This is a genomic window from Streptomyces sp. NBC_00631 (assembly GCF_045206895.1).
GTDB lineage: Bacteria > Actinomycetota > Actinomycetes > Streptomycetales > Streptomycetaceae > Streptomyces.
In genome coordinates this window covers 8,479,586-8,505,541 of the sequence record NZ_CP107734.1, presented here as the reverse complement: position 1 = coordinate 8,505,541, position 25,956 = coordinate 8,479,586, and the positions used below count along the sequence as shown (strand labels likewise).

General features: G+C 71.2%; 20 protein-coding genes and 1 pseudogene. 11 read left to right on the top strand and 10 right to left on the bottom strand.

The genetic code is table 11. The features are described 5' to 3' along the window. Positions 1-300 precede the first annotated feature (300 nt). A complete protein-coding gene (locus tag OHB00_RS38870) occupies positions 301-840 on the bottom strand; it encodes a SigE family RNA polymerase sigma factor (RefSeq protein ID WP_406442068.1) in 540 nt (179 codons plus the stop codon). Positions 841-1,408: 568 nt separating this feature from the next. Continuing rightward, entirely contained in the window at positions 1,409-1,651 is a 243-nt protein-coding gene (locus tag OHB00_RS38865) for a hypothetical protein (protein WP_406442066.1), read from the bottom strand. A gap of 526 nt (positions 1,652-2,177) precedes the next feature. Here OHB00_RS38865 and OHB00_RS38860 point away from each other — a divergent pair. After that, positions 2,178-6,044 carry a hypothetical protein gene (locus tag OHB00_RS38860; protein ID WP_406442064.1) on the top strand — a complete coding sequence of 1,289 codons (3,867 nt, stop codon included), beginning with the start codon at positions 2,178-2,180 and terminating at the stop codon, positions 6,042-6,044. A gap of 293 nt (positions 6,045-6,337) precedes the next feature. Here the strand turns inward: OHB00_RS38860 and rsgA are convergent. Next, positions 6,338-6,685: pseudogene (gene rsgA / locus OHB00_RS38855) on the bottom strand (GTPase RsgA); the annotation flags it as partial. A gap of 361 nt (positions 6,686-7,046) precedes the next feature. On the opposite strand from rsgA, the gene OHB00_RS38850 reads away from it, so the two are divergent. The 3 genes from OHB00_RS38850 (at position 7,047) to OHB00_RS38840 (ending at position 10,666) form a co-directional block, all read left to right on the top strand. Beyond that, positions 7,047-8,387, top strand: coding sequence for an acyltransferase (locus tag OHB00_RS38850; RefSeq protein WP_406442062.1), 1,341 nt, complete (start codon positions 7,047-7,049; stop codon positions 8,385-8,387). 140 nt (positions 8,388-8,527) lie between these two features. After that, positions 8,528-8,731 (top strand): cold-shock protein, encoded by a 204-nt coding sequence (locus OHB00_RS38845; RefSeq protein WP_016578941.1) that lies wholly within the window; start codon positions 8,528-8,530, stop codon positions 8,729-8,731. Positions 8,732-8,818: 87 nt separating this feature from the next. Beyond that, a complete protein-coding gene (locus OHB00_RS38840; RefSeq protein ID WP_406442060.1) occupies positions 8,819-10,666 on the top strand; it encodes a DEAD/DEAH box helicase in 1,848 nt (615 codons plus the stop codon). Positions 10,667-10,931: 265 nt separating this feature from the next. On the opposite strand, the gene OHB00_RS38835 is transcribed toward OHB00_RS38840, so the two are convergent. Further along, positions 10,932-11,942: a LacI family DNA-binding transcriptional regulator gene (locus OHB00_RS38835; RefSeq protein ID WP_406442058.1), complete on the bottom strand. Its 1,011-nt coding sequence runs from the start codon at positions 11,940-11,942 to the stop codon at positions 10,932-10,934. Between the two features lie 200 nt (positions 11,943-12,142). Here OHB00_RS38835 and OHB00_RS38830 point away from each other — a divergent pair, with 200 nt between their 5' ends. The 3 genes from OHB00_RS38830 (at position 12,143) to OHB00_RS38820 (ending at position 15,053) form a co-directional block, all read left to right on the top strand. Beyond that, positions 12,143-12,937, top strand: coding sequence for an ATP-binding cassette domain-containing protein (locus tag OHB00_RS38830; RefSeq protein ID WP_406442056.1), 795 nt, complete (start codon positions 12,143-12,145; stop codon positions 12,935-12,937). Further along, positions 12,934-13,968 (top strand): ABC transporter permease, encoded by a 1,035-nt coding sequence (locus OHB00_RS38825; protein ID WP_406442054.1) that lies wholly within the window; start codon positions 12,934-12,936, stop codon positions 13,966-13,968. Before OHB00_RS38830 ends, OHB00_RS38825 begins: the two co-directional genes overlap by 4 nt. Positions 13,969-14,048: 80 nt before the next feature. Continuing rightward, positions 14,049-15,053 carry an ABC transporter substrate-binding protein gene (locus tag OHB00_RS38820; protein WP_406442052.1) on the top strand — a complete coding sequence of 335 codons (1,005 nt, stop codon included), beginning with the start codon at positions 14,049-14,051 and terminating at the stop codon, positions 15,051-15,053. A 97-nt stretch (positions 15,054-15,150) separates the two neighbouring features. Here OHB00_RS38820 and OHB00_RS38815 read toward each other — a convergent pair whose 3' ends face one another. The 6 genes from OHB00_RS38815 to OHB00_RS38790 all read right to left on the bottom strand — a co-directional run bounded on the left by OHB00_RS38815 (position 15,151) and on the right by OHB00_RS38790 (position 21,267). Then, positions 15,151-16,659 (bottom strand): cellulose-binding domain-containing protein, encoded by a 1,509-nt coding sequence (locus tag OHB00_RS38815; protein ID WP_406442050.1) that lies wholly within the window; start codon positions 16,657-16,659, stop codon positions 15,151-15,153. Positions 16,660-16,839: 180 nt separating this feature from the next. After that, entirely contained in the window at positions 16,840-16,986 is a 147-nt protein-coding gene (locus OHB00_RS38810; RefSeq protein ID WP_406442048.1) for a hypothetical protein, read from the bottom strand. Between the two features lie 85 nt (positions 16,987-17,071). Beyond that, positions 17,072-18,391, bottom strand: a complete 1,320-nt coding sequence (locus OHB00_RS38805) for a radical SAM protein (protein ID WP_406442046.1) — start codon at positions 18,389-18,391, stop codon at positions 17,072-17,074. A gap of 26 nt (positions 18,392-18,417) precedes the next feature. After that, positions 18,418-18,957: a DUF1877 family protein gene (locus tag OHB00_RS38800; protein WP_406442044.1), complete on the bottom strand. Its 540-nt coding sequence runs from the start codon at positions 18,955-18,957 to the stop codon at positions 18,418-18,420. 160 nt (positions 18,958-19,117) lie between these two features. Further along, complete coding sequence (locus OHB00_RS38795; protein ID WP_406442042.1) at positions 19,118-20,188, bottom strand: LacI family DNA-binding transcriptional regulator; 1,071 nt, start codon at positions 20,186-20,188, stop codon at positions 19,118-19,120. Between the two features lie 71 nt (positions 20,189-20,259). Continuing rightward, on the bottom strand, positions 20,260-21,267 hold the full coding sequence (locus OHB00_RS38790) for a hydroxyacid dehydrogenase (protein ID WP_406442040.1): 1,008 nt from the start codon (positions 21,265-21,267) through the stop codon (positions 20,260-20,262). 120 nt (positions 21,268-21,387) lie between these two features. Between OHB00_RS38790 and OHB00_RS38785 the strand changes: the two genes are divergently transcribed. The 4 genes from OHB00_RS38785 to OHB00_RS38770 all read left to right on the top strand — a co-directional run bounded on the left by OHB00_RS38785 (position 21,388) and on the right by OHB00_RS38770 (position 25,954). Beyond that, the gene (locus tag OHB00_RS38785; RefSeq protein ID WP_406442038.1) at positions 21,388-22,641 is read left to right on the top strand and encodes an FAD-binding protein; all 1,254 of its coding nucleotides are present in this window, start codon (positions 21,388-21,390) and stop codon (positions 22,639-22,641) included. Positions 22,642-22,709: 68 nt separating this feature from the next. Continuing rightward, entirely contained in the window at positions 22,710-23,945 is a 1,236-nt protein-coding gene (locus OHB00_RS38780; protein WP_406442036.1) for an ROK family transcriptional regulator, read from the top strand. A 202-nt stretch (positions 23,946-24,147) separates the two neighbouring features. Continuing rightward, positions 24,148-25,149, top strand: a complete 1,002-nt coding sequence (locus OHB00_RS38775; RefSeq protein WP_406442034.1) for an ATP-binding cassette domain-containing protein — start codon at positions 24,148-24,150, stop codon at positions 25,147-25,149. Position 25,150: 1 nt separating this feature from the next. After that, complete coding sequence (locus OHB00_RS38770) at positions 25,151-25,954, top strand: ABC transporter permease (protein ID WP_406442032.1); 804 nt, start codon at positions 25,151-25,153, stop codon at positions 25,952-25,954. The last annotated feature ends 2 nt before the right edge of the window (positions 25,955-25,956 follow it).

Sequence of the window (25,956 nt, the reverse complement as noted above, 5' to 3'; positions counted from 1 at the left end):
GGCGACACCAGATGCACCTCCGCATCCGCATCCGCATCCGCATCCGCTCCCGCCTCCGCAAGCACCCCCATGACCAACGCGCCCTCGGGCGAGGGCTTTTCGCCGTCCTTGTACTTCTCCATGAGCCCGTCGCGCCAATAACCGGGTTCGCACAAGCAAGATTTGATCATCGATTGTTCCCTCGCGCCAAGCCGCAAGCTGGCCGGGCCTCGGGAAGGAGATCGTGAGGGGCGGCAGAAGTGCGGGCGGGCCGGAGGAGGGAGACACGACCTTTTCGGGCAGCTTGGCCCCGACGCATCGTCACCCCTGGCGGCCGGCCGACGCCGCAACGGATTCGAGGTGGCGGGCTTCCAGCTCCTCGCGGAGCCGGATGAGTGCCCGGTGCAGTGTGCTCTTGACGGTGCCGGCCGACATACCGAGGGCGGCGGCCGTCTCCTGGATGGACATCTGCTCCCAGTGCCGCAGCACGACGACCGCGCGCTGCTTGGGCGCCAGCACCTTCAGGACGTCCATCAGCAGGGCCCGGTCAGCATGCTGCTCGGTGGAGTCCTCCACCGACACGTCCGGAAGCTGCCCGGTGGGCAGCTCCTTGAGCTTCCTGGCCCTCCACCACTCCGTACGCGTGTTGATCATGACGCGGCGCAGATAGGCGTCCGCAAGCCGCTTGTCCGCTATGCCGTTCCAGTGCTCGTACGTCCGCGCGAGCGCGGTCTGCATCAGGTCCTGAGCGTCGAGCGGGTCGGCAACCAGGCGCCGGGCGCTGCGCAGCAGCGCTTTCTGCCGCGCACGGACGTACTCCTCGAATTCCAACACCTCATTGACGGGCTCGTGAGCATCCACTGTCGGACTCCTTTGCTGTGGGTGTGAGCAGCCGCGTCGCGCCGTCAGGGGGGCGACGCGGGACGGCACTGGACGGCTCGTTGCCCGACTGCCGACGCCGTGGGGCAAATGGACTGATCAAGCCGAGGCCGGCACGGCACCTGAACCGGTGGTCCGCGCCCAGGCGGCAGCCGCAGTGGCACACGGCCCTGGGATCCGCCTAGGGATCCCAGGGCCTCGACAGCCGGGGAAGCCCCGTGCCCGGCGATCCGGCCCGAAGCGCCGTCACGTGGGCCCGGTACGTCCGCCGGTGTGCCGCTGCTCCCATCCGTCGACAGGCCAGTCAGGCACTCTCCACCGGTATCCAACCCGTCATCCGTGTCCCAAGCCTGGGCTGCCGGCCAGTCCCCTCGCGCCGGCCGACGGCCCAGGCGGAAAGCCACCAGCGTCCCGGGCCGAGGACGACTGACCGAGACGGGCCGCCGGCGCCGCAGAGGCGGCCGCGGAGATCAGTCGCGGTAGAGAGCCGCACGTCGGCCCACTGGAACCCCGAACTGGTGTGGAGATTCAAGCGGTGGCTGTCCCTGATTCAGTACGCCACCTTGCACGTGTCGGATCCCCAGTCGTCGACACACACGCGGAAGATCAGGTCCCTGATGGGCAGATGCCAATTCTTGATGTAGGAGTCCCAGCTCGCATAGCCACCGTGGCATCCGAGGTTGTTGTAGTGCTTGGTGTTCAGCCAGACGTACCCCTGCGGGTAGGTCCCGTCCTCGACTCCGGCCTGGATGTAGACGGGGTGGCCGTCACACTTGTTGTCCTTGACCGACATGCTGACGGGATCGTAGGAATTGCTGCTCGTCCTCTTGTAGGTAGCGCTGCCGCAGGCCCCGTTGAAGCAGGCGTCAACGCGTTGTGTGGCTGCCGACTGCCGCGCGGGGGCTGCGACTGCGCCGGCAGCCGGTCCCGAGGCAATTGCGGCCCCGCACATCACGGCAGCGATGGTGAGCGCGGAGCGACTGCGGATGCTCATGGTGAGTGTTCCTTCCACCCGGTTGGAGTGACCGAGGCCTGGACGCCGAAGGCGCGCCGTGCCGGCCCGGCCTGTGTCTGAAACCGAGTTCAGCGGTCTTGGGATTGAATGGGCAGCCGGTTTTGTCACCCTGATCAAAGGCCGCTCAGCAGGTCAGGGGCAGGGGGTTGCCACGTGACCAAAGTCAACGGCTCTGGTTTGCCGTCCTGTTGCGGGCTGCGTAACGTGCGAGCCCTGGGATGCATCCGTGGGAGAGCCAGGCGGTGGGGGTGAGCTGTCGATGGCAGGGCGTCCTGAAAGTCAACTGGATCCGAGTGGCGGGCCGGTGGCGTGGTTCGCGGCCGAGTTGCGCAAACTCCGTGCGGAGGCAGGCAGTCCGACCTACCGGGTCATGGCGAAGCGCACCGGTCAGGGGGCGAGCACGCTGTCGCAGGCTGCCGGCGGTGAGCGGCTGCCGACCCTGCCGGTGGTCCTGGCTTACGTGAAAGCCTGCGGCGGTGCCCCAGACGAGTGGGAGGTGCGATGGCGTGAGGTGGCCGGGGAAGCAGCAGCCGAGCCCCGTGCCCAGGACGACGACTCCGAACCGCCGTACCGGGGCCTGGCACGCTTCGAACCCACCGACGCCGACCTGTTCTTCGGCCGGGACCAGCTCACAGACCGGCTGCTCGAACTCGCGCACTCCAACCACTTCACCGCCGTCTTCGGCCCATCAGGCAGCGGCAAGTCCTCCCTGCTGCGCGCCGGCCTCGTCCCCCGCCTGCGTAATCCCGGCACCACCGTGCCACGACCGGCCGCCCTGCGCGTGCTTACCCCTGGCAAGCACCCCCTGCGCACCCACGAGCAGCGCCTGATACCTAACGACGCCGACGGCGACACGTGGCTGATTGTGGACCAGTTCGAAGAGCTCTACACCCTGTGCACCGACCCGGGCGAACGCGATCAGTTCATCGACCGGCTCATTGCCGCCGCCCTAGCAAGCCGACTGCGGGTGGTCATCGCCGTACGGGCCGACTTCCTCGGCCATTGTGCCCGGCATCCGCGGCTGACGGCCGTGCTGCAGGATGCCACCGTGCTGGTCGGTCCGATGAGCCGCGACGAGTTACGCGAGGCCATCGTCAAACCCGCCCAGAGCGCCGGTCTCATCGTCGAACGCCCCCTGACCGCCCGCATCCTCGACGAGGTGGAGGGCGAACCAGGCGCCCTGCCGTTGATGTCCCACGCCCTGCTGGAGACCTGGCGCCGCCGCAAGGGGCGAGCCCTGACCGGGGATGCGTACGAGGCGGCAGGCGGTCTGCACGGCGCGATCACCCGCACTGCCGAAGACCTCTACTCACGCTTGACCCCCGCCCAGGCCGAATTGGCGCGGCGTCTCCTACTGCGCCTGATCACCCCCGGTGACGGCACCCCCGACACCCGTCGACCGACACCCCGCACCGAACTCGACTTCGCCGACCCCGCCGACACCAGCACCGTACTGGAACGCCTGGCCGGCGCCCGGCTGATCACCGTGGACGACGCCACCGTCGACCTCGCCCATGAAGCCCTGATCACTGCCTGGCCGCGGCTGCGGGCCTGGATCGACGCCGAACGGGACCGGTTGCGCCTCCACCGCCAACTCACCGACGCCGCCCATGCCTGGCAGAGTCTCGGCCGCGACCCGGGAGCCCTGTATCGCGGCGTGCGGCTCGCAGAGGCCGAGGAAGCATTCGAGGTGAGCGGTTACCGTGCCGCCCTCACCACGCGGGAAGCGGAATTCCTCACCGCCAGCCTTGAGATGCGCCGTCGAGAACAGCGGGCGGCCGCCCGCGCGACCCGAAGGCTGCGCATGCTGATCGCAGTGTTGTCCGTCTTGAGCCTGGTCACGTCCGTGACCGCTGCCATCGCCCTGCAACAGCGGTCCAGCGCGCGCACCGAGCGCAACACCGCCATTTCCAACAGGATCATCACCGAAGCCGACCAGTTGCGCGGCACCGGCATGTCCGGCATGTCACCGCAGACCCAAGACGTCTCGCTCGCAGCCCGGCTCGATATCGTCGCCTACCGTCTACGGCACTCTCCGCAGGCTTATACGAACCTGCTCTCAGCCACGACCGCCGTGCTGTCCACAACCCTCACCAGTGAGCCGGACTCAGTCAGCCACGTGGCGTTCAGTCCGCGCGCGCAGGTCCTGGCCGCCGTGGAGGCAGATGGTTCCGGTCCGGCTCAGGTGCAGTTGTGGAGCAGCGCTGCAGCCACGCATCCCCAGCGGTTCGGGCACTTTCCCGACGACCGCCGCATCGAAGTCACCGCGGTGGCGTTCAGCCCCGACGGACGCACCCTGGCCGCCGCCACCGCCCCCAGCCGGAGCAGCGATACGGACACCGGCACTCCGGCAAGACTCCAGTTGTGGGACGTAACCCGCCCAACACATCCATCCCTGCTCGGCACCAGTGCTTCCACCCCCGACAGGATCGACACGATGGACTTCAGCCCTGACGGGCGGACCCTGGCCACCACGGGCGACAGCGGCAGGATCCGGCTGTGGGACGTCACCGATCCGGTATCTCCCCGACTCCTCAAACCCCTTCTGCGTGGCTCGCGCAACGGCTTCGGAGCCGTTGCCTTCGCCCCGTGGGGTCACCTGCTGGCCGCGGTGGAAGAAGACCGGGGTGACGCGGTGGGCTTGTGGGACGTCGCCGACCCCGCGCACCCCCGCCGTGCGGGCAGCCTGCCGTCCCAGCACGTCATCGGACTGGCGTTCGCCCAGCGTGGTCACCTCCTGGCCACCACGAGCGGCGGAAACGAGGCCGCGGTGCAGATGTGGGACACCGCCGACTCCGCACACCCACGACGCCTCGGTGATCCGATCACCGCTGATTCCGCCGTGGTCGACGCCGCCCAGCTCAGCCCGGACGGTTACACCCTGGCCGCTGTCGAGGACGGCTCGGTGCGTCTGTGGAACGTCAGCGATCCCTCCAACCCAATGCCCTGGGACAGACCTCTCGCGGTATCCACCACTTCCGTGGCGTTCAGCCCCGACGGGCGCACCATCGCCACCAGCGGCGACGGCGTTCGCCTATGGAGCCTGCCGGGCACAGTTCTGCGCGGCTACCCAGGTCCCGTCCACCAGGCAGCGTTCGACCTCACCGGCCACCTGCTGGCCACCGTCGGCGACACCACCGGGGATCAAGACAACCCCGACATGGAAAGTGCCATCTGGCTGTGGGACACCACAAACCCCGCAAACCCCCGACGTCTGAGCATCAGTCCCTCCCACTCGGTCCATGCCATGGCGCTCAGTCCCGACGGACATCTCCTGGCAACCTCGACTGCGGAGGTGGACGGCAGCGCGGTCCGGCTGTGGGACACCACCGATCCGGCCCGGCCCAGAGTCGTCGGTCACCTGCTGGACCGCCCTGGCACCGAGACCATCGCGGTGGCGTTCGGCGCCGACGGACACACCCTGGCCACCGCGAGCACCGATCAGAACGGTGACCACGTCCGGCTGTGGGACACCGGCGACCCGGCCCACCCCGGACAACTGAGCACGATCCCGTCCCCCGGAATCCTGAGCATGGCGCTCAGCCCCGAGAAGGACCTCCTCGCCGTCGCGACCAGTGGCAACGACGGCCACAGCCAGGTACAGCTGTGGGACACCGCCGACCCAGCACACCCGACACGCTCGGATCGCCTGTCGACCGGACACCGCCCCACCGGGGATTTCACTCCCGTGCTGGCGTTCAGTCCCGATGGTCAGCTGCTGGCCGCAGCAGGCAGCGGTACGAACCTCACCGACGTGCAACTCTGGGACACCAGCGATCCGGCCCACGCCGAACGTTCTGGTCACCTGCAGGCCGGTGGCAGAGATGATCTCGGGCTCGTGCTGGCGTTCAGCCCTGACCGGCGTGTCCTGGCCGCTGGGGGCGCCGGCGAGGACGGAGCCAGGGTGCAGTTGTGGGACACGGCCGACCCGGCACATCCCACGCGTCTGGGGCACCCCCTCTCGGGCCACACGGACACCGTCAACGCAATGGCCTTCAGCCGCCACGGACACACCCTCGCCACCTCCGGCAACGACGGCACGGTCCGACTGTGGGCAACAGACGCCGACCAAGCCATCGCACAGATCTGCGCCGCCACCAGGAACACCCTGACCACCCAACAGTGGAATCAGTACGTCGGAACCCTCCCCTACCGATCGCCCTGCCCGTAGACCGCCTCCGTCGGGCGACTCCGACGCCCCTCGATTGCACGGCCCGCGCCGACGGCTCCAGCAACGTGGTCGCACGGGTCCTACCCGAGCAGAAACAGGAGGTCATCACCGGTGCCCGCGAGCCCGTCCGGCGTGCCCGTCACCATCGAGGCTCCCCAGCCGACGACACCGGCGCCGTCCCCCGGACCGTAAGATCGGCATCAAGCCCGGCAGGCGGTCACGCCGCCGAAACGGCCGCGGAGCCGGGGCAGCGGGAGCTGCCGCCTGCAGTGGCTGACCGCTTCCCAGGTCCTGCCGGACTCCCACGCCAGCGCCAGGAACCGTTCGACGCGGCCGAGGTCGAGTTCGACGGCGAGGGAGACCGCGACGATCGCGTGGTCGACGTTGGCGGCGAGGATCTGCCCCTCGGACCGCTTGGAGGAGGTGGAGCGCACGAAGGCGGTACGGCGTGGCAGATACGCGCGTACGTAACGGGGGTTGCCGCCGGGTTCCACGGCGACCCAGTCGCCGGTGCAGACGACGCGCAGCGGATCGGGCGGGGTGACGAGCGCGGTGTCGGCGCGCAGCGGGCCGCCGGCGGTGATGACGTCGCACCGCCCGCGGTCGACCCGGACGACACGTCCGGCCAGCAGCCCTTCGGCGGCGCCATCGAATTACCCCGCGGCCCGAGCCGGACAGCATTCCGGCCACCACCGACCGGAGTGGCCCAGCCGGCGACATTCGGGCGCTCCAGGGCGACTTCCGGGAGGCGCGCGGCGGTGACCGGGCCGGCCCGGACGGCCGAGCGGTCGTGGACCGCGGTCCGGCATGGTGCGGACGCCGGAACCCCGGACGCCGACGGGCGAGAGCAACGGCGCCAGAGCGCCCAGGTCGCTCGGGTGTGAGCGAACTCGGCGGCATGTGTGGGCAGTTCACAGCCGGACGATGTCGTGCCGGGCACGGAACGGTTGCGGCATGGGCTTGGTCCCGCCGTGGCGTCCGAGCTGCGGGAGCATGGCGGCCATGAGCAGAGACCGCTACGTCGACTTCCTGCGCGCTTGGGCGATCGTGCTGGTGGTGCTCGGGCACTGGCTGATCACCGCCCTGGTCCGGGAGCCCGATGGGCGGATCACCGCCCCGGAGCTGCTGGCTGCCGTTCCCTGGACCCAGTGGCTGACCCTGGGTTTCCAGATCATGCCGCTGTTCTTCCTGGCCGGGGGCCATGCCGCGGGCGGTTCCTGGGCGCGGGCCCGGGCGGCCGGGGACACGCCCGCGGGGTGGCTGGGGCGGCGGGCGCTGCGGCTGCTTCTTCCGGTGGGCGTCTACAGCGGTGCGGTGCTGCTGGCCGTCGGTGTCTGCACGGCAGCCGGTGTGGACGCGGACACGCTGGCGCTGGTGGGCTGGGCGATGGGCATGCAGTTCTGGTTCCTTCCGGTGTATCTGCTGCTCAGCGCAGTGACGCCGCCGCTGTACGCGGCACACCTGCGCTGGGGGCCGCGCGTCCCGGCGGCGCTGGGGGCGGTCGCCCTGGTGGCCGACACGCTCGTGGTGACGTGGCACGCCCCCTATGTCGGACTGCTCGACTACGTGCTCGTGTGGGGTGTCGCCTACCAACTGGGCTTCTGCTGGCGGGACGGTCTGCTGAACGGTCGCCGGGCCGTGCCGCTCGCGATGGCGGCGGGCGGCGGGCTGGCCTTCGCCGCGCTCGTGGCCCTCGGGCCCTTCCCGGTCAGCCTGATCCTGGTGACCGGGCAGAGCCCCAGCAACACCGATCCGCCGTCGGCCGCGATGCTGGCGTGGGCGGTCGCCCAGGTCGGCCTCTGCCTCCTCGTCGCGCCGCCGCTGCGGCGGCTGCTGGACCGCGAGCGGGTGTGGCGCGTCGTGCGCCCCGTGGGCTCGGCGAGCATGACCCTGTATCTGTGGCACATGCTGCCGGTGCTGGTCGTCGCCGCCGCGTTCTACCTGACCGGCCTCGCGCCCGAACCGACGCTGGGGTCCGCGGCGTGGTGGGCGCTGCGTGTGCCGTGGCTGCTGGTGCTCGGTGCGGTCCTGGCCTGCGTCGTGTCGGCGCTGAAGCCGTTGGACCGCGGGCTGGGCGTGCTGTACGCGCGGACCGCCCCGGACCGGAACGTGCCGGACGCCGGTGTGCGCCGTGCCTGGCCGCTGTGGCTCGGCCTGGCCATGAATGTCGCCGCGCTGGGCCGGCTGGCCGTGCAGGGCTTCGCGCCGGGCGGCCGGTTCCCGGTGCTGCCCGCGCTGGGCCTGGCCCTGGGCATCGCGCTGGTGGTCCTTCCCCGGTGGACGGGGGCGGACCGGCTTGCGCGGCCCGAGGCCACGCGCGCCGCGGACCCGGACCGGGCGTGAGCCTGTGCTACAGTTAAGAGAGTTGCAGTTGTGGTACCCATGAACCCATGTGCGCCTGACGGGAATGTTTCTCCTTCAGGCGCATTAGTTGTTTTACCGGCATCTCCGGATGGGGCCTCTGCCTACAGAAGGAGAAGGTCATGGCACAGGGAACCGTGAAGTGGTTCAACGCCGAAAAGGGTTTCGGCTTCATCCAGCAGGACGGCGGCGGCCCCGACGTCTTTGCTCACTACTCGAACATCCAGTCCCAGGGTTTCCGTGAGCTCCAGGAGGGCCAGCGGGTCTCCTTCGACGTGACGCAGGGCCAGAAGGGCCCGCAGGCGGAGAACATCGTCCCCGCCTGATCGCCGGACGCGTATCCGCTCACCGGGGTCCGCACCGTCTTGGTGCGGACCCCGGTTTGTGCTGTTTCCAGGAAGGCAGATCACCGCATGTCCCGCAGGCCCCAGAAGCCGAACAGGCGCACCTCGTCGGCCCCGCCGGCCCCGCCGTCCGGCTCGGCACCGCGTGAGTTCCGGTTGCCGGAAACCACGACCCCCGCGCTTCCCGCCGTCGACGACTTCGCCGCCCTGGACATGCCCGCGGCGCTGCTGAAGACCCTGACCGCGCAGGGCGTGACCACCCCGTTCCCGATCCAGGCCGCCACGCTGCCCAACTCGCTGGCCGGCCGGGACCTGCTGGGACGCGGACGCACCGGCTCCGGCAAGACCCTCGCGTTCGGGCTCGCGCTGCTGGCCCGTACGGCCGGGCTGCGCGCCGAACCCAGGGCGCCCCTCGCTCTCGTGCTGGTGCCCACCCGTGAGCTCGCCCAGCAGGTGACGGACGCGCTGACCCCGTACGCGACGGCGGTGAACCTGCGGCTGGCCACCGTGGTCGGCGGGCTGTCGATCACCAAGCAGGCGGCCGCCCTCCGGCGTGGCGCCGAGGTGGTCGTGGCGAGTCCCGGCAGGCTCAACGACCTCGTGGAACGCGGGGACTGCGTGCTCGGCGACGTACGCGTCACGGTGCTGGACGAAGCCGACCAGATGACGGACATGGGCTTCCTGCCGCAGATCACCAAGCTGATCGAGAAGGTACGGCCCGACGGACAGCGCCTGCTCTTCTCGGCCACCCTCGACCGCAACATCGACCGTCTGGTGCAGCGGTTCCTGACCGACCCCGTGGTGCACTCCGTGGACCCGTCGGCCGGGGCGGTCACCACCATGGAGCACCACGTGCTCCACGTCCAGGACGAGACCGACAAGAAGGCCGTCACCACGCGCATCGCGGCCCGTGACGGCCGGGTCATCCTCTTCCTCGACACCAAACGGTCCGCCGACCGGCTCGCCAAGCGGCTCCTGGCCGTCGGCGTCCGCGCGGCGGCACTGCACGGCGGCCGCTCCCAGCCGCAGCGCAATCGCACCCTGGAGCAGTTCAAGAACGGCCAGGTCACCGCGCTGGTGGCGACGAACGTCGCGGCCCGGGGCATACACATCGACGACCTCGACCTCGTCGTGAACGTCGATCCCCCCACCGACCACAAGGACTACGTCCACCGGGGCGGCCGCACGGCCCGCGCCGGCGGCTCCGGCAGCGTGGTCACGCTGGTCCTGCCCGACCAGAAACGGGACGTCACCCAGCTCATGTCGGACGCCGGCATCCGCCCCCGCACGGCCCGCGTCTCATCGGCCGACGCGGAACTGACCACCATCACCGGTGCCCGCGAGCCGTCCGGTGTGCCCGTCGTCATCGAACTCCCCCAGCCGGCGACGACCACGGCGACCCGTCCGGGCCGGCAGACCGACCCCAGGCCCGGCGGGCGGTCCGGCCGCCGACGCCGGAGCAGCGGCGCCGGAACGGCGACAGGTACGGCCACCGCAACGGCCCGCGGCTCGGGCCGCCGGGCCGCCCCGGCCGCGCCCGCCAATGCCGCGGCGGGCGGCCGAGCCGGCACGTCCGCGGCGGACGGCCGCTCCGCCCGCCGCAAGGGAACCGCGGCAGCCACGGATGCCGCCGGAGCGGGTGGCCGGGGTGCCGCCGGCACGGGTGGCCGCAGTTCCGTGGACGCGGGCAGCCGTCGTGGCGACCGCCGGGCCGCATCCGGTGGGGCTGCCGGCGCCGCGGCCGGCCGCAGTTCCGACCGCCGGGCCTCGGCCGGTACCACCACCGGCACCGCATCCGGCAAGGACGACCGCGGCTCCCGGCGGCGCGCGCCGTCCGGCGGGGCCGCCGCCAGCGCCACCGGCACGGGCGGTCGCGGCTCCGGCCGCCGAGACGGCCGCCGCACCACAGCCACCTGAGCGCTCCGCTGGAAGCGTCGCGACCTGCCGTCTGCCGACCGCGGCACCGTCGTGGCTGGTCGCGCCCACGCGGCGGAGCCGCAAATGAATACAGCCCCGCGCCCTGAAGGGGCGCGGGGAACTGCGCGACCAGCCCCCACCGGCCCGCACCCGAAATCGGACGGACACGGACCGCTGGGCGTAGCTGAAGCACACCGAGGTGATACGCCCCGTGCGCCATCACCGAACCGTCACCCTCGTGTCGGCCGCCCCACCCCACGCGCCGCTACGCCGCGAACGGCCCGGGTATCTCCCCCGACCCGCGCCGGATCAGCCGGGTCGGCATGACCACGGTGCGCGGTGGGGAGACGTCGCCGTGGATCCGGGCGAACAACAGGTGGGCCGCGCTGGTCGCGAGGGCCACCGGATCCTGGGCGATCACCGTGACGGGCGGGGTCAGCCGGGCGGCGAGCGCGAAGTCGTCGAAGGCGACGAAGGCGAGGTCGCGGGGGGCCGCGGTGAGGGCGCCGAAGGCGAGCAGTTCGTTGCCGGCGAGGAGAGCCGTCGGCGGGTCGGGCAGCGCCAGCATCCCGGCGACGGCCGCGGCCGCCTCCGGTCCGGTGCGCACGCCGTCCCTGACCAGCGCCGGGTCGGCGGCGACGCCCGCGGCCTCCAGCGCCGCCAGATAGCCGCGCCGCCGTTCGCCGAACGTCCAGATCTTCGGCGTGTCGCCGAGGTAGCCGATCCTGCGGTGCCCGCGTGCCACCAACAGCCGCACGGCCTCGCGCACCGCGCCGAAGTTGTCGACCACCACGGCGTCCACGTCCAGGCCGGGGGCCGCCCGGTCCACGCAGACGATCTTCGTGCCCTGCGCCTGGGCGGGGCGCAGGAAGCGGTGACTGCCGGCGGCCGGGGTGAGGATCAGGCCGTCGACGCGGCGGGCGGTGAACGCGGCGATCACCTCGCGTTCGCGGCGCAGGTCGGCGCGGCTGGAGCCAATGAGCATGATGCTGCCACGCTGCCGGGCGACGTCCTCGGCGGCGGAGGCGACCGCGGCCATGAAGGGATCGGTCACGTCGTCGACCAACAGGCCGATGATCTGGCTCAGTTCATGGGTGCGGCGCAACTGGCGTGCCACGTCGTCGCGTTGGTAGCCGAGCTTGCGGACCGCCGCCTCCACCCGCGCCGCGGTCCGCGGGGCGACGGCCGAATCACCGTTGACGACCCGGGACACCGTCATCGTGCTGACGCCCGCTTCCGCGGCAACGTCCTTCATGGTCGGCCGGGTGGCTGCCACGCCACGTCCTCCAGCTGCGTCACGTTTGAGCGTCGACTCGTTAACGTTACCAACCACGTGCGTATCAACAGCCTTGCAAACAACGGGAGATGAGGGCTCGACCAGCGTGCTCGGCGACCCGCTGCACCACCCTTGACACCCCGCTGTGGGCGCCCCAAGAATCAGCCAAGCTGTTAACGATACCAACCAGAAGGCACAACATGGCCTCTGCAAGGGAACCACTGCTCACCGCACATGGAGTGGTCAAACGTTTCGGCCACGTCCAGGCGCTCTCGGGCGCCGATTTCACGGCATACCCCGGCGAGGTCGTCGCCCTCATCGGTGACAACGGTGCCGGCAAGTCCACCCTGGTGAACGTCCTGTCGGGCGTGCTCGCCCCCGACGCCGGCGAGGTCCGCCTGGACGGCGCGCCGGTGCGGTTCTCCGGTCCGATGGACGCGCAGCGGCACGGTGTGGAGACCGTGTACCAGGACCTGTCGCTCGCCCCCGACCTGGACGCGGCGGCCAACCTCTACCTCGGCCGGGAGATGGTGCGCGGAGGGCTGCTCGGGCGCCTCGGCGTCCTCGACCGGCCCGCGATGCGCCGGGAGGCGGTCAAGGCCTTCGCCGAACTCGGCGTGGAACTGAAGGATGTGACGGCCGCTGTGACAACGTTGTCCGGCGGGCAGCGGCAGTCCGTCGCGGTGGCCCGTGCCGTCGCCTTCGCCCACAAGGTCATCTTCATGGACGAGCCGACCGCCGCACTGGGCGTCGTCCAGCGCGCCCGGGTCCTGGAGACCGTCCGCAGGGTCGCCGACCGGGGCATCTGCGTCGTACTGATCAGCCACAACATGCCCGAGGTGCTGTCGGTCGCGGACCGGGTGGAGGTGCTGCGGCTGGGGCGGCGCGTCGCGTCGTACACCGCCGCCGACACGACGATCGAGGAGCTGGTCGGGGCGATGACCGGCTCGCTGGACGGGCCGGACCGGACCGGGGAAGCGGAGGGCGCACGATGACGGCGCAGAGCGAGAAGGCCGCGGCGGCCGTGGGCGGCCGGGCCGCGGTGCCCGACTGGGTGCGCCGTGCGGCAACCCTCAACGAGCTGTGGACCTTCGTCATCCTGGTGGCACTGGTCCTGTTCTTCACCATCGCGGCGCCGGGCAAGTTCTTCACGACGTACGACATCACCCAGATCGCGGTGAACGCGGCCATCTATCTGGTGCTCGGCGTGGGCATGACCTTCGTGATCATCACGGCGGGCATCGACCTGTCGATCGGCTCGGTGCTGGTGCTGGCGGCGGTGGCGGCGGGTGAGTACAACATCCATCACGGCGGGGCTACTTCGGGCTGGGGCACGGTGGCGTTCTGTGTCGTCATCGCGCTGGCGGTGGGCACGGCGTGGGGCGCCTTGCAGGGCGCGGTGGTGGCGACCGGCAAGGTGCCGCCGCTGATCGTGACGCTGGGCGGGCTCGGCGCGGCGCTGGGGATCGCCGAACTCGCCACCGGCGGCCAGGACCCGGCCGGGGCGGCCTCCACGCATCTGCAGAACAGCCTCGGTTTCGGCAAAGTGCTCGGCATCCCCTGGATGGTGATCCTGGCGGCCGTGGTGACCGCGATCTTCGGCGCGGTGCTGGGCGCCACCCGGTTCGGCGAGCACACCCTCGCGATCGGGTCGAACCCGACTGCCGTACGGCGGGCCGGTATTCCGGTGGGCCGGCAACTGGTGAAGGTGTACGGACTGATGGGGCTGCTGGCCGGGCTGGGCGCGGTGATGTGGCTGGCCTCGTACGGCACTACGTCGATCGCCGGGCACTCCACCGACAACCTCAAGGTGATCACCGCGGTGGTGCTCGGCGGTACCAGCCTGTTCGGCGGGCGGGGTTCGGTGCTGGGCACGGTGATCGGTGTGTTCATCCCGGCGGTGCTGACCACCGGGCTGATCGTGATCGGCGTCCAGCAGTACTGGCAGGACGTGGCGGTGGGTGTGGTGCTGGTCGTCGCCGTCTACATCGACCAGCTGCGCAGGAAGACCAGGGAACGCGCATGACCGGATCGCGCATGACCAAATCGCTCGTGACCGGATCGCTCATGACTACTGAATCGCTCGGGACGAAGGAGGACTCTGTGATGAGGAGCATTCGCAGCAGGCGCCGGTTGCTGGTCGCGGTGGGCACGGTCCTGGCCCTCGGCGCGGGGGCCTCGGCGTGCGGATCGTCGAACGACAGTGGCGGCTCGGGGAGTTCGGGCAGTGCCAAGGGCAAGAAGGTCCGGCTGATCACCGGGGTGAAGAGCGACCCCTTCTACATCACCATGACCTGTGCCGCGCAGCAGGAGGCCAAGGCCAAGGGGATGGACTTCACGGCCGACGGTTCCGCGCAGTGGGACGTCTCCGTGCAGCGGCCACTGCTCGACTCGGTGGCCGCCTCCCGGCCCGACGGGCTGCTGATCTCGCCGGTCGACACCAGCGCGCTGACGCCGTCGCTCAAGCAGATCCAGTCGTCCGGCACCAAGGTGGCGCTGGTGGACACGACGGTGACGGACACGTCGATCGGCATCACCCGGATATCGTCGGACAACGAGAAGGGCGGCCGGGTCGCCGCCGACGCGCTGGCCAAGCTGATGAAGGAGAAGGGCTCGGTCATCGTCATCAGCGTCAAGCCGGGTGTCTCGACGACCGACGCGCGGATCAAGGGCTTCACCGAGGAGATGGCCAAGTACCCGAACATCAAGGTGCTTCCCACCCTCTACGACAACGACCTGCCGGCCACCGCGGCCTCGCAGATCCAGTCGACGCTCGCCGCCCACCCGGACCTCGGCGGGGTGTTCGCGGGCAACACCAACACCGGTCAGGGCATCGCCACCGGGCTGAAGCAGGCCGGCAAGCAGGGCGCGGTGAAGGTGGCCGCGTTCGACGCGGAGCCGGACGAGGTCGCCTCGCTGAAGTCGGGCACCCTTCAGGTGCTGGTCGCCCAGGACCCCGCGGCGATCGGCCGGCAGGCGGTGGACCAGCTGGCCGACGCTTTCGAGGGCAAGTCGGTCAGCAAGTCGATCGGCACCAACATGGTGGCGATCACCAAGGACAACATGAACGACCCGTCGGTCAGCAAGTACTTCTACAAGTCGCAGTGCTGAGCGGGGCTTCACATCAGCGGCCGGGCGGACCCACCCTCTTGGGTCCGCCCGGCCGCCGGTCGTACGGGCGGCCGGGCTCGGCTCAGCTCGGCTCAGTTCAGCTCAGCGAGCAGGAGTCGCCGTTCAGCGTGAAGGCGTACGGCTCCGAGTTCCGGCCGCTCCAGGTACCGAGGAAGCCGAAGGACAGGGTGCCGTTCGCGGTGACCGACTGGTTGTAGTCGGCGGCGTCGGCGGTGACCTGGCCGCCGTCCTGACTGACGGTCGCGTCCCACATCTGGGTGACCTTCTGGCCGTCCCGGAAGGACCACTGGACCCGCCAGCCGGACAGGGCCTGGCTGGTGGTGACGGTGACGGTGGACTGGAAGCCGTCGGTCCACTGGTTGACCAGGTCGTAGGAGACCTGGCAGGTGACCGCCCCGGGGGCGGTGGGGCTCGCCGAGGCGGTGGCGTGGTGGCCGCCGGTGCTCGCCGTCGCCGAGGAGGTGCCCTGGGGCTCCGGGTCGGAGTTCTTGTGGGCCGGCTTCCCGGCGGTGGCCGAGGAGGAGGGGGCCGCGGAGGCGGAGGCGGATTGCTTGCCGGTCGGGTCGGCCGACGGGACGGCGGCGGTGGGGTCGGCGACCGGCTGACGGTCGTCGTGGGAGGCGGTGGCCGTGTCGTCGCCGGTGCCGCCGCCCATCGGCATCATCGACACGCCGAGCGCCACCAGCGAGATCAGCACCGCCGCGCCGAGCAGACCGTGCCGCAGCACCTTGCCCCGGCCGCCGCCCTCCTTGACCTCGGCGCCATCGTTGTCCGCGATGGCCGGGCGGGCCGTGCCGAGCCGTACCTCGGCGGCGCGGCGGCGGCGCTCCAGGTAGGCGAGGCCGCCCCAGCCGATGACCCCGCCGGCGAGCGCCGCGGGCAGTCCGCCGCCGTGCAGCCGCAGACAGGCGGCGGCCTCGGCGCACTGCACACAGGTGGCGAGGTGCCGGGAGAGGTCCTCGGGCGTGTCGGCCGCCGAGGAGCGGGTGACCGCGTCGAGCAGCCGGGCGTAGCTGCGGCACTCGGCGGCCATCGGCGTGTCGAGGTGGGCGCGGTGGCAGCGGTCCCGGAAGAGCGCGCGCACCTGCTCCAGCTCCTGGGCGGCGACGGCCGGGTCGAGGCCGAGCCGGCGCGCCACGGAGGACAGCGGCAGCGCCTCCACCTCGGCCAGCCACAGCAGCGAGGCGTCCGCGTCCTGCATGTCGCGCAGGCCGCGCAGCGCGACGGGCCGCTGCAACGGCGGGCCCGTATAGCGCGCGGCCTTCTCGGAGTTGAGCCACAGCCGGAGGTCCGGGTCGAGCTTGTGCCCGAGCCCTGCGGCCTCCCAGGCGGCGGCCGTGTTGCGCACCGCGGTGAGCAGCAGCGGGATCATCGGCAGCCGGGCGGCGCGCCGTCCTGAGCTGCGGACGGGCGTGAAGTCGGCGTCACGGGCCTCGCGCATACCGAGCGTGAAAGCCTCGGTGGCCAGTTGGTTGGCCGTCAGAGAGCCGGACGTGCACAGGTCGGCGTAGGAGAGCACCGCGTCCCAGCATTCGGAGAACAGCGCTGCCTCGGCGGCGTCCTGAGGGGTCGGCAGGTCGGGCATGGGTCTCCTGCATCCAAAGCGAGGTCAACTCACCGTATCGGCAACGGAGTTGGGGGGAACCTCACGGCAGGCCCGAGCTTTTCACGTACCCTGCACAACTGACAAGCGGCATATTCAATACCGGTTACCGGTGGTCGGGCCACGGATTCTCCCCGTCACCCATACCACCGGTCCCCGGTGTCACGTCAACCGCAGCGCCCAGCTGTCCGGCCGCTCCCCGACCGCCGTCCGCCCCCGCGCGTCGAGCGTCCGCACCGGGACGCTGACGGCCGAAGCGGACACCTGACCGTGGATCGCGGTCCGGCCGGAGAACGCCCTCGTGTCCACCGTGTCCCACAACTCCGGCCTCTAGTACGGACAGCGACCTCGTTTCGACTCACCGTTCCCGTAAGTGTCTCGCGGCTGCCGGAGATCACACCTCCGTCGGCTCCGCCGCCGGCAGGCTGTCCATGAAGGAGCTGACCGAGAAGACGGCACGGCCGGGTCCGGGCGGCCCGTAGCCGGGCGGGGAGGAGAGCCCGAAGTCCTCCATCGTCTGACGGTAGGCCTGCAGCAGCCGGATGTGGTACTCCAGCGGGGCGCCGTGCGGGTTGGCCTTGCCGAGCGGGGTGGTCGGCTCCGGGCACCAGGTGGTGAAGCGGGGCGTGATGCCGTGCGACATGAAGAAGCGCAGCCCCTCGGTGGTCGACTCGATCGCCTCGTCGACGGTCTTGAACCCGAACGGCTCGGCCATCTCCACGCCGGCCACGAAGTTGGGGATCACGTTCCGGGCGCCGAAGATCTCGGCCGAGTCCAGGATCCGCTTGTGCCACTCGTCCCGGCCGACGTACCGCTCCTTGCCCGGGCAGTACATCTTGAAGAGGTACTCGTCCCACACCTCGTAGTTGGGATGGTAGATCTGCACCCCGTAGTCCTTGAACCGCTGCACGTCGTCCTTCGGCAGCGCCTGCGCGACGACCTTGCCGATCCACCGCCCGGGGAAGCGCTCCTCGATGGCCTTGGCGTAGTGCCCGTAGAAGTCCGCTTCATCCCGGCCGGCGACGGTCTTGGTGATCGCGCCGCCGGTCAGCGTGTAGGCGGTGGACGCCTTCGCGGTGTCGTACCGGTCGATGATCTCAAGGGCCTCCAGCACCTCCTCGACGTCCTTCACGCCCGTGTACGGCCGCCCGGCCGCCTTGTGCTGGCGCCAGTTGTGGTTGATGTCGCAGTACTGGCACTCCTCCTTGGCGCCGAAGTACTGGCAGACCCGGAAGACGGTGAGGTAGATCAGGTAGCCCCACTGGATGGTCGGGGCGACCTCCATCACGGACTTCCCGCTGGCGAGCTTGTGCCGGTAGTACTCCGGCATCGGCGGCACCCCGACGTCGGCGATCCGCTTCCCGTCGAGGTAGAGCCCGAGCACGCCCTCGTCGTCGGCGGCCACCCGGTACGGCGAGGCCGGGTTCACCCGCACGGAGACCACGGTCCGCCGCAGGTCGTACGGCCCGCCGGTGAGGATGATCTCCTCCGGGGGCCGGCGCAGCGCGGCCTCGCCCAGCTCGGGCAGGGTGCCGTGGTCGAAGGAGAAGATGAAGTACGACTTCGGCTTGACCTCGCCGCCCTCGTTGTCGCTCAGCGCGGACGGGTCGAAGGCCACACCGCCCCGCAGCAGGTCCTCCTTGAAGACGGCTTCCCGTGGTACATGCGGAAACCTCTCCATCAGATCCTCGACCAGCGCGGTACGGCTGCCCATCCCGTGTCTCCTCCCGGCTCAGGCGTTCAGCTCCTCACGGTATGCCCCTTCGTCGGCGGAGGTGGGAGCGGGGGTCCGGGTGTGGCGCGGATCGGAGTCAGCCGAGCCAGACCGTCATGGCGTCGCCGGCCGCCGCGGCCGCGCCGTAGAAGTCGCGGAGGCGGCGGAAGGACGAGACGTAGTCCTCCGGTTCTCTGGACGGCCGGCCGGCCGTCCGGTCCGGAACCGTACGCCCCGGTGAAGTCCAGGACCTCGTGGCGCCGCCGGAGCTCCGGCTCGTCGAACGCGGCGAGCGCCGCGGACAGGCCGGCCACCTCGGACACGGAGAACATCCGGGTCCCGCCGTAGTCCGCGTCCTCCTCACCGGGCAGCTGCCGCCCCCCGACGATCGCGGCGCCGGGACCGGGCGCCGCCCGGTCCCCGTCGGCCAGGATCATCGCCAGGATCTCCCAGCGCTTGGCGACCTGCCCGCTCTCGGCCACGTACCGGTGGAAGCGGAGGTCGCCCCCCATGAGGCTGTCGTAGGCCTGGGCAGAGATGCGCCGCATCGTGAACTCGATGCTCATCGGGCGGTCTGCTGCGCGGACGGCACGGACTCGGTGAACAAAAGGATCATCGCCTCTCCACGTGGTCGACACCACTGCCCGTCCGCACCGGCCCGGACCGCCTCGGCCGGCTACCCGTCCGGGCAGCACCGCTCCCCCGTCCGGCGCCACGGCAACCGGATCAGCCGGCCGGCGGCGGTCGTCGCGTCGACTCCCGCAGCACCACATGTGTGCCCAGTACCAGATGCTGCCCGTCCGGCAGGTCGTCGCGGTGCAGGGCGAGGCGGACGGCGGCGCGGCCCAGTTCCTCCTGGGGTACGTGGACCGTGGTGAGCGTCGGGTGGACGTCCCGGGCGACCGGGATGTCGTCGTAGCCGGCCACGGCGATGTCGTCGGGGATGCGGCGGCCGGACTCCCGCAGGGCCTGGATCACGCCCGTGGCGATCATGTCGGTGGCGGCGAAGATCGCGGTGAACTCTCGCCCGGAGGCGATGAGTTCACGGGTCGCCCGGTAGCCGTAGGAGCGGGAGAAGACGCCGTCGAGGACGAGGCCGGGGTCCGGGGCGAGGCCGAGGAGTTCGTGGGCGCGGGTGAAGCCGGCGATGCGCTGGGCGCTGGTGGACAGGCCGGGGACGCGGCCGAGATAGGCGATGCGGCGGTGACCGCCGGAGAGCAGGTGGCCGGTGAGGGCGAAGGCGCCGCCCTCGTTGTCGTAGTCGACGACCGTGGCCGGGACGCCGGGGCCGAGCGGTGGGCGGCCGACGAGGACCAGCCGAGAGCCGGACCGGTCCAGGGCGTGCGCGAAGTGGGTCATGCGGTCGTGGTAGGCCTTGTCCTCCAGGGCGCCGCCCACCACGATCACCGCGTCCGCCCGCTGCTCCCGCATGGTCTCCACGACGGCGAGGACGCGCCGCGGGTCGCCGTGCGTGGTGCAGAGCATGCACAGCCGGCCCTCCTCGGAGGCCTGCTCCTCGACCCCGCGCGCGATGTGCGCGTAGAAGGGGCCGGTGACGTCGTCCACCACGAAGGCGACGGTCTTGTTGGTGGCGCCGCCGAGCGCGCGGGCGTGCGCGTTGACCACGTAGTCCAGTTCGCGCATGGCTTTCAGGACCTTGGCCCGGGTGGCGGCGGCCACCGGGTAGGTGCCGCCGAGTACCCGGGAGACGGTCGAAGCCGAGACCCCGGCCCGCGCGGCCACGTCCCGTACCGTCGAGGCGTCCCCGTTCGGCGCCGGCTGCGTCCGCTTCGCCACCGCTCGGCTCCCCTTCGTCATGTGTTCAGGTCACCCTACGAGACGGCCGGGGCACCCGGGCCGACGGCCTGTCACGCGGCCCGCTCAAGGGCCGAGTGGTCGATGGCGTGCAGGAGACCGTCGCCGGTCAGCAGCCGGGCGGCTTCCTCCACGACGGTGAGGCCGAGCCTTGCCACCTCGTTGCCCTGCGAGCCGGCCAGGTGCGGGGTGAGGAAGGCGTTGGGGAGGTCGAAGAGGGGTGAGCCGGCGGGCAGCGGCTCGGGGTCGGTGACGTCGAGGACGGCGGTCAGGCGGCCGGTGCGCAGCTCCTCGATCAGGGCGTCGTGGTCGAGGAGGGAGCCGCGCGCGGTGTTGATCAGTACCGATCCGGTCGGCATCAGGGCGAGTTCGCGGGCGCCGAGGAGATGCCGGGTCTCGGGGGTCTCGGGTGCGTGCACGGTGACGATGTCCGAGGTGCGCAGCAGTTCGTCCAGCGGCAGCAGGGGGACGCCGAGCCGGGTGGCCTCCGCCGCGTCCACGTAGGGGTCGGCGAGGGCGACCGACAGGTCGTGGGGGCGCAGGAGCTCCAGGAGCCGGCGGCCGATGCGGGAGGCGCCGACGATGCCGACCCGGCGGCGGAAGTTGCCGATGGCGGGGACGATGTCGCCGTAGGGGAAGGTGCGGCGGGTACGCAGCAGGTCGCGGAAGGCGAAGACGTCCTTCCCGGCGAGCAGGATCATCGCCAGGGTGTACTCGGCGACCGGCAGCGCGTTGGCGGCGGCGGCCGAGGAGACGACGATGCCGCGGCGCCAGACCTCGGGCGTGGTGAAGCCCTTGACCGAGCCGGCCGCGTGCAGCACCGCCCGCAGTTTCGGCGCCGCGTCCAGGGCGGCCGTGTCCAGGACCGGGCAGCCCCAGCCGGTGACCAGGACCTCGGTGCGGGCGAGCGTCTCCCGTACCCGGGGGTCGGTGAAGTCGTGTGCCACCAGAGTGGGATCGATTTCTACGTACTCGCGCAGTCGCGCGAGCACCTCCGGCGGAAAGACGTGCGGCACGTTCTGGGCTGTCATGGCGAACAATGCCTGAGGACGCTCGGGCAAGGAAGTGACCTTCCGGCTCGGTGACGCGCGGATAGCAACCGGTCTCTACCGTAGGTCTCGGCGAATGAGAGGGTCAATGGACAGGCACTCCCCGAAGAACGACAGGGATGGACGGCAGAGATGACGGATCCGGTGCAGACGGTCACCAACTGGGCGCGCAACATCACGTACACCGCCAAGGAGTTCCACCGCCCGCACTCGCTCGACGCGCTCCGGTCGCTGGTGGCCGGCAGTGCGCGGGTACGGGTGCTGGGCAGCGGGCACTCCTTCAACCGCATCGCCGACCCCGGCCCGGAGGGCGTCCTGGTCTCGATCGCCGAACTGCCGTCGGTCATCGAGGTGGACACCGCGGCCCGTACGGTCCGGGTCGCGGGCGGCGTCCGGTACGCCGAACTCGCCCGCGCGGTCCACGCGCACGGCCTGGCGCTGCCCAACATGGCCTCGCTGCCGCACATCTCGGTGGCCGGTTCGGTCGCCACCGGCACCCATGGCTCGGGGGTGGCCAACGGGTCGCTCGCGGCGCCCGTCCGGGAGGTTGAGCTGGTCCTCGCAGACGGCTCTGCGGTGACGGTCGCGCGCGGTGACGCGGGCTTCGACGGGGCGGTGACCTCGCTGGGCGCGCTGGGTGCCGTCACCGCGCTCACCCTGGACCTGGAGGCGGCCTACGACATGACGCAGACGGTGTACACCGAACTACCGCTGGAGGGACTGGACTTCGCCGCCGTGTCCGGCGCCGCGTACAGCGTGAGCCTGTTCACCGACTGGCGGGAGCCGGGCTTCAGGCAGGTGTGGGTGAAGCGGCGCACCGACCGGCCGGCCGTGGACTTCGGGTGGGCCGCGCCCGCGACCGAGGCGATGCACCCGGTGCCGGGCATGCCGGCGGGCAACTGCACACAGCAGTTCGGGGTGCCGGGGCCCTGGCACGAGCGGCTGCCGCACTTCCGGGCGGAGTTCACGCCGAGCAGCGGGGACGAGCTCCAGTCGGAGTACCTGCTGCCGAGGTCGGCGGCCGTGGACGCGCTGCACGCGGTCGACGGCATCCGGCGGACGGTCGCCCCCGTCCTGCAGACCTGCGAGGTGCGGACGATCGCCGCCGACCCGCAGTGGCTCAGCCCCGCCCACGGCCGTGACTCGGTGGCGCTGCACTTCACCTGGGTGGACGACCTGACGGCCGTACTCCCGGTGGTGCGCCGGCTGGAGGAGGTGCTGGAGCCGTTCGATCCGCGGCCGCACTGGGGCAAGGTCTTCGCCGTTCCGGCGGCCGAGGTCCGCCGGCGGTACCCGCGCCTCGGGGACTTCCGTGCCCTGGTCCGGGACCTCGATCCGGACGGGAAGTTCACGAACCCCTTCGTGGCAGATGTCCTGCACGGCTGACGGACTTAATCCAACCCTTAAGGTAATGGCTTGTCGAAAGCGCTTCCCAGGCCATAGCGTTGTACGGCGTGAAGCACACATCACGTGACATCCGCACCGCCAACCGCTACGAGGTGCTGCGGCACATCATCGCCGAGTCTCCCACCTCCCGGCAGGAGCTGGCAGCCGTCACCGGGCTGAGCCTGGCCACGGTCGCCACCCTCGTCGGGGAGCTCCTGGAGCTGCGGATGATCACGGAGGTCGGCTTCGAGGACTCCGCGGGCGGCCGCCCCCGGGGCCTCGTCGCCGTCAACGCCTCGGGCGGCGCGCTGATCGGCGTCGACATCGCGGAGACGTACGTCCACGTCGAGCTGTTCGACCTCGCGCTGACCGTGCTGGCCCGCGCCGAGGAGGACGTGCGTCCCGGCGAGAACCGGCCGGAGCAGGTGGTGGGCCAGGTGGCCGCGGCGGTCGGCGCGGTGGTGGCGCAGGCCGGGATCGAGGGCGCGCGGGTGCTGGGGGTCGGGGTGAGCGTGCCGGGGCAGGTGGACCGGGCCACCGGCATCGCCGAGTACGCGCCCAACTGGGACTGGCACGACGTGCCGCTCCTCGACCTGCTCTCCGCCCACATCGCCTACCCGCTCCACCTGGACAACCCGCTGCGGGCCTGCGCGGTGGCCGAGCAGTGGTTCGGGGCGGCGCGCGGGCGCGGGGACACCGTGGTGGTGAACCTCGGCACCGGCGTCGGCGCCGGGCTCGCGCTGGGCGGCAGGCTGCACCGGGGGGTGAGCAACAGCGCCGGCGAATGGGGCCACACGACGCTCGTGCTGGACGGGCGGCTGTGCCACTGCGGCAACCACGGCTGCGTCGAGACGTACGTGGGTGCCCCGGGGATCATGCTGAATCTGCGGGAGTTGAGCCCGCAGAGCCCGCTGCTGCACCCGGAGGACCAGACGGCCACCGTGGACGCGCTGGCCCGCGGCGTGGCGGACGGTGATCCCGTCGCGGTCAAGGTCGTACGGGACACGGCCCGTTACATCGGTGCCGGTATCGCCAACCTGGTCAACCTGCTCAACCCCGAACTGGTCGTGCTCAGCAGCTGGGTGGCCCGCCAGCTCGGCGAACCGCTGCTCGACGAAGTGCGCGAGGCCGTCCGGAGGCACGCGCTCGGGCGGCCGTTCGCCGCCACCGAGATCGTCCTCTCCCCCATCCCCACCGACCCGGTCTGCCTGGGCGCGGCCACGTTCGCGCTGGAGGGCGCCCTGCGGTCGGTGGGCCTGCGCAACGGCGTCCGCACCGGCCGCACCGCGCCCGCCTCGCGGTGACCGACACGGTCTGCCCGGCCGCCGACGGCGCCTTTCCGGCCGCGGCCGCGGCCTTCCCGGTGATCGAACAGTCCAAATCGCGGCTCGATTAATCCATTGCCGGGCTCCTCGGCGTTCTGCGACCGTCGTGGCGTATCCGCGGCCGGTCGGCCTCTCAAGCCGACCGGCCGTACTTCGTGCACGGAATGAGGGAGTACCCAGCGTGGCCGGAAACATCGAGGTCCGCGGTCTGTCCCGCACCTTCCACACCACTGTCCGGCGCCCGGGCTTCGCGGGCGCCCTGCGATCCCTGGTCAACCCCGAGCGCGTCGAGAAGCACGCGGTCTCCGACATCTCCTTCGACGTCGCCCAGGGTGAGCTCCTCGCCCTGCTGGGCCCGAACGGCGCGGGCAAGTCGACGACCATCAAGATCCTCACCGGCATCCTCACGCCGACCTCCGGCGAGGCCCGGGTCGCGGGCGTGGTGCCGTACCGGGAACGGGAGCGCAACGCCCGCAACATCGGCGCGGTGTTCGGGCAGCGGACGCAGCTGTGGTGGGACCTGCCGGTGCGGGAGTCGTTCGCGATCCTGCGGGACATCTACGAGGTGCCGAAGGCCGAACACGCGGCGCGCCTGCAAGAGTTCGACGACCTTCTCGAACTCTCCGCCTTCTGGGACACCCGGGTCAGGCACCTCTCGCTCGGCCAGCGCGTCCGCTGCGACCTGGCCGCGGCCCTGCTCCACGACCCACCGGTCGTCTTCCTGGACGAGCCGACCATCGGCATGGACGTGGTGGTGAAGGAGCAGGTCCGCGAGTTCCTGCGGTACCAGGTGGCCGAGCGCGGCCGTACCGTGCTGCTCACCACGCACGACATGACCGAGGTCGAGCGGCTCGCCGAGCGGGTCGTGCTGGTCAACCACGGGCAGCTGGTGCTCGACGGCTCGCTGGACGAGATGCGGCGCCGGTTCGGCTCGACCTGGCAGGTACGGGCCACGCTCGCCGACGCGCACACCCCGGTCGGCCCGCTGCCCGGCATCACCCTGGTGCGCCGGGAGGGGCCGCAGGCGGTGTTCGGCCCGGACGGTCCGGCCGCGCCCACGGTCCACGAGGCGCTGAAGCTGGTCATCGAGCGGTACGAGGTGACGGGCGTGGCGGTGGACGAGGCGGACCTGGAGGACGTCATGCGGGCGGCCTACGCGCAGGCGAACGCCGAGGCGGTCTGAGATGGCCCTCCCGTACGCCTGGCGCGCCGCCCGGGTCACCCCGCTCGGCGAGCTGTACACCCCGCCCCGGATGACCGGGGTCCTGCTGCGGCTGACCGTGCAGGTGGTGCTGGTCGCCTCGCTGTGGCGGGGCCTGTACGCCCAGTCGGGTACGACCGCGGGTCTGGACCGCGGCCAGGCCGTCACCTACGCGGTGCTGGCCGTGCTCGCCTCCCGGCTGCGGGAGCTGGACCAGTACGCGGGCCGCGACTCCGTGATGCAGCACATGCACTTCGGCACGATCGTCTACTGGTATCTGCGCCCGCTGCCGCCCCAGCGCTACCACGCGCTGCGCGCGGTCGGCGAGCAACTGTACGGGCTGACCTGGGCGTTGGCGGGATACGCGGTCTGTCTCGCCGCCGGGGTGGTGGATCCGCCGCGGTCGGCCGCGGTGGCGGCGGTGTTCGCGCTCAGCCTGCTGCTCGGCCAGCTGGTCCTCTACTACGTCATGCTCCTCATCGACCAGTTCTGCTTCTGGACGCTGCGCAACACCGCGGCGATGCTGATCCTGGTCTTCGCGCAGAACCTGCTGTCCGGGGTGTACGCGCCGCTGTGGTTCTTCCCGCACTGGTTCGTCGTACTCAGCTCCTTCCTGCCCTTCCAGGCGACCCTGAGCGTGCCGCTGTCGCTGTACGTGGGCCGGATCCCGCTGTCGGACGCCGGTTTCCAGCTCGGTGTCCAGGCCGGCTGGGTCGTGGCGCTGCATCTCTTCACCCGTTTCGTGTGGCGGCGGGCCGCCCGCCGTGTCATCTCCCAGGGAGGCTGAGG

Excerpts from the sequence above, each read along its gene's own strand:
- OHB00_RS38825 (WP_406442054.1), top strand. The coding sequence starts at position 12,934 with ATGACGGCGCAGAGCGAGAAGGCCGCGGCGGCCGTGGGCGGCCGGGCC.
- OHB00_RS38845 (WP_016578941.1), top strand. The coding sequence starts at position 8,528 with ATGGCACAGGGAACCGTGAAGTGGTTCAACGCCGAAAAGGGTTTCGGC.
- OHB00_RS38805 (WP_406442046.1), bottom strand. The coding sequence starts at position 18,391 with ATGGGCAGCCGTACCGCGCTGGTCGAGGATCTGATGGAGAGGTTTCCG.
- OHB00_RS38830 (WP_406442056.1), top strand. The coding sequence starts at position 12,143 with ATGGCCTCTGCAAGGGAACCACTGCTCACCGCACATGGAGTGGTCAAA.
- OHB00_RS38840 (WP_406442060.1), top strand. The coding sequence starts at position 8,819 with ATGTCCCGCAGGCCCCAGAAGCCGAACAGGCGCACCTCGTCGGCCCCG.
- OHB00_RS38800 (WP_406442044.1), bottom strand. The coding sequence starts at position 18,957 with ATGAGCATCGAGTTCACGATGCGGCGCATCTCTGCCCAGGCCTACGAC.
- OHB00_RS38820 (WP_406442052.1), top strand. The coding sequence starts at position 14,049 with ATGAGGAGCATTCGCAGCAGGCGCCGGTTGCTGGTCGCGGTGGGCACG.
- OHB00_RS38815 (WP_406442050.1), bottom strand. The coding sequence starts at position 16,659 with ATGCCCGACCTGCCGACCCCTCAGGACGCCGCCGAGGCAGCGCTGTTC.
- OHB00_RS38865 (WP_406442066.1), bottom strand. The coding sequence starts at position 1,651 with ATGTCGGTCAAGGACAACAAGTGTGACGGCCACCCCGTCTACATCCAG.
- OHB00_RS38850 (WP_406442062.1), top strand. The coding sequence starts at position 7,047 with ATGAGCAGAGACCGCTACGTCGACTTCCTGCGCGCTTGGGCGATCGTG.
- OHB00_RS38770 (WP_406442032.1), top strand. The coding sequence starts at position 25,151 with ATGGCCCTCCCGTACGCCTGGCGCGCCGCCCGGGTCACCCCGCTCGGC.
- OHB00_RS38785 (WP_406442038.1), top strand. The coding sequence starts at position 21,388 with ATGACGGATCCGGTGCAGACGGTCACCAACTGGGCGCGCAACATCACG.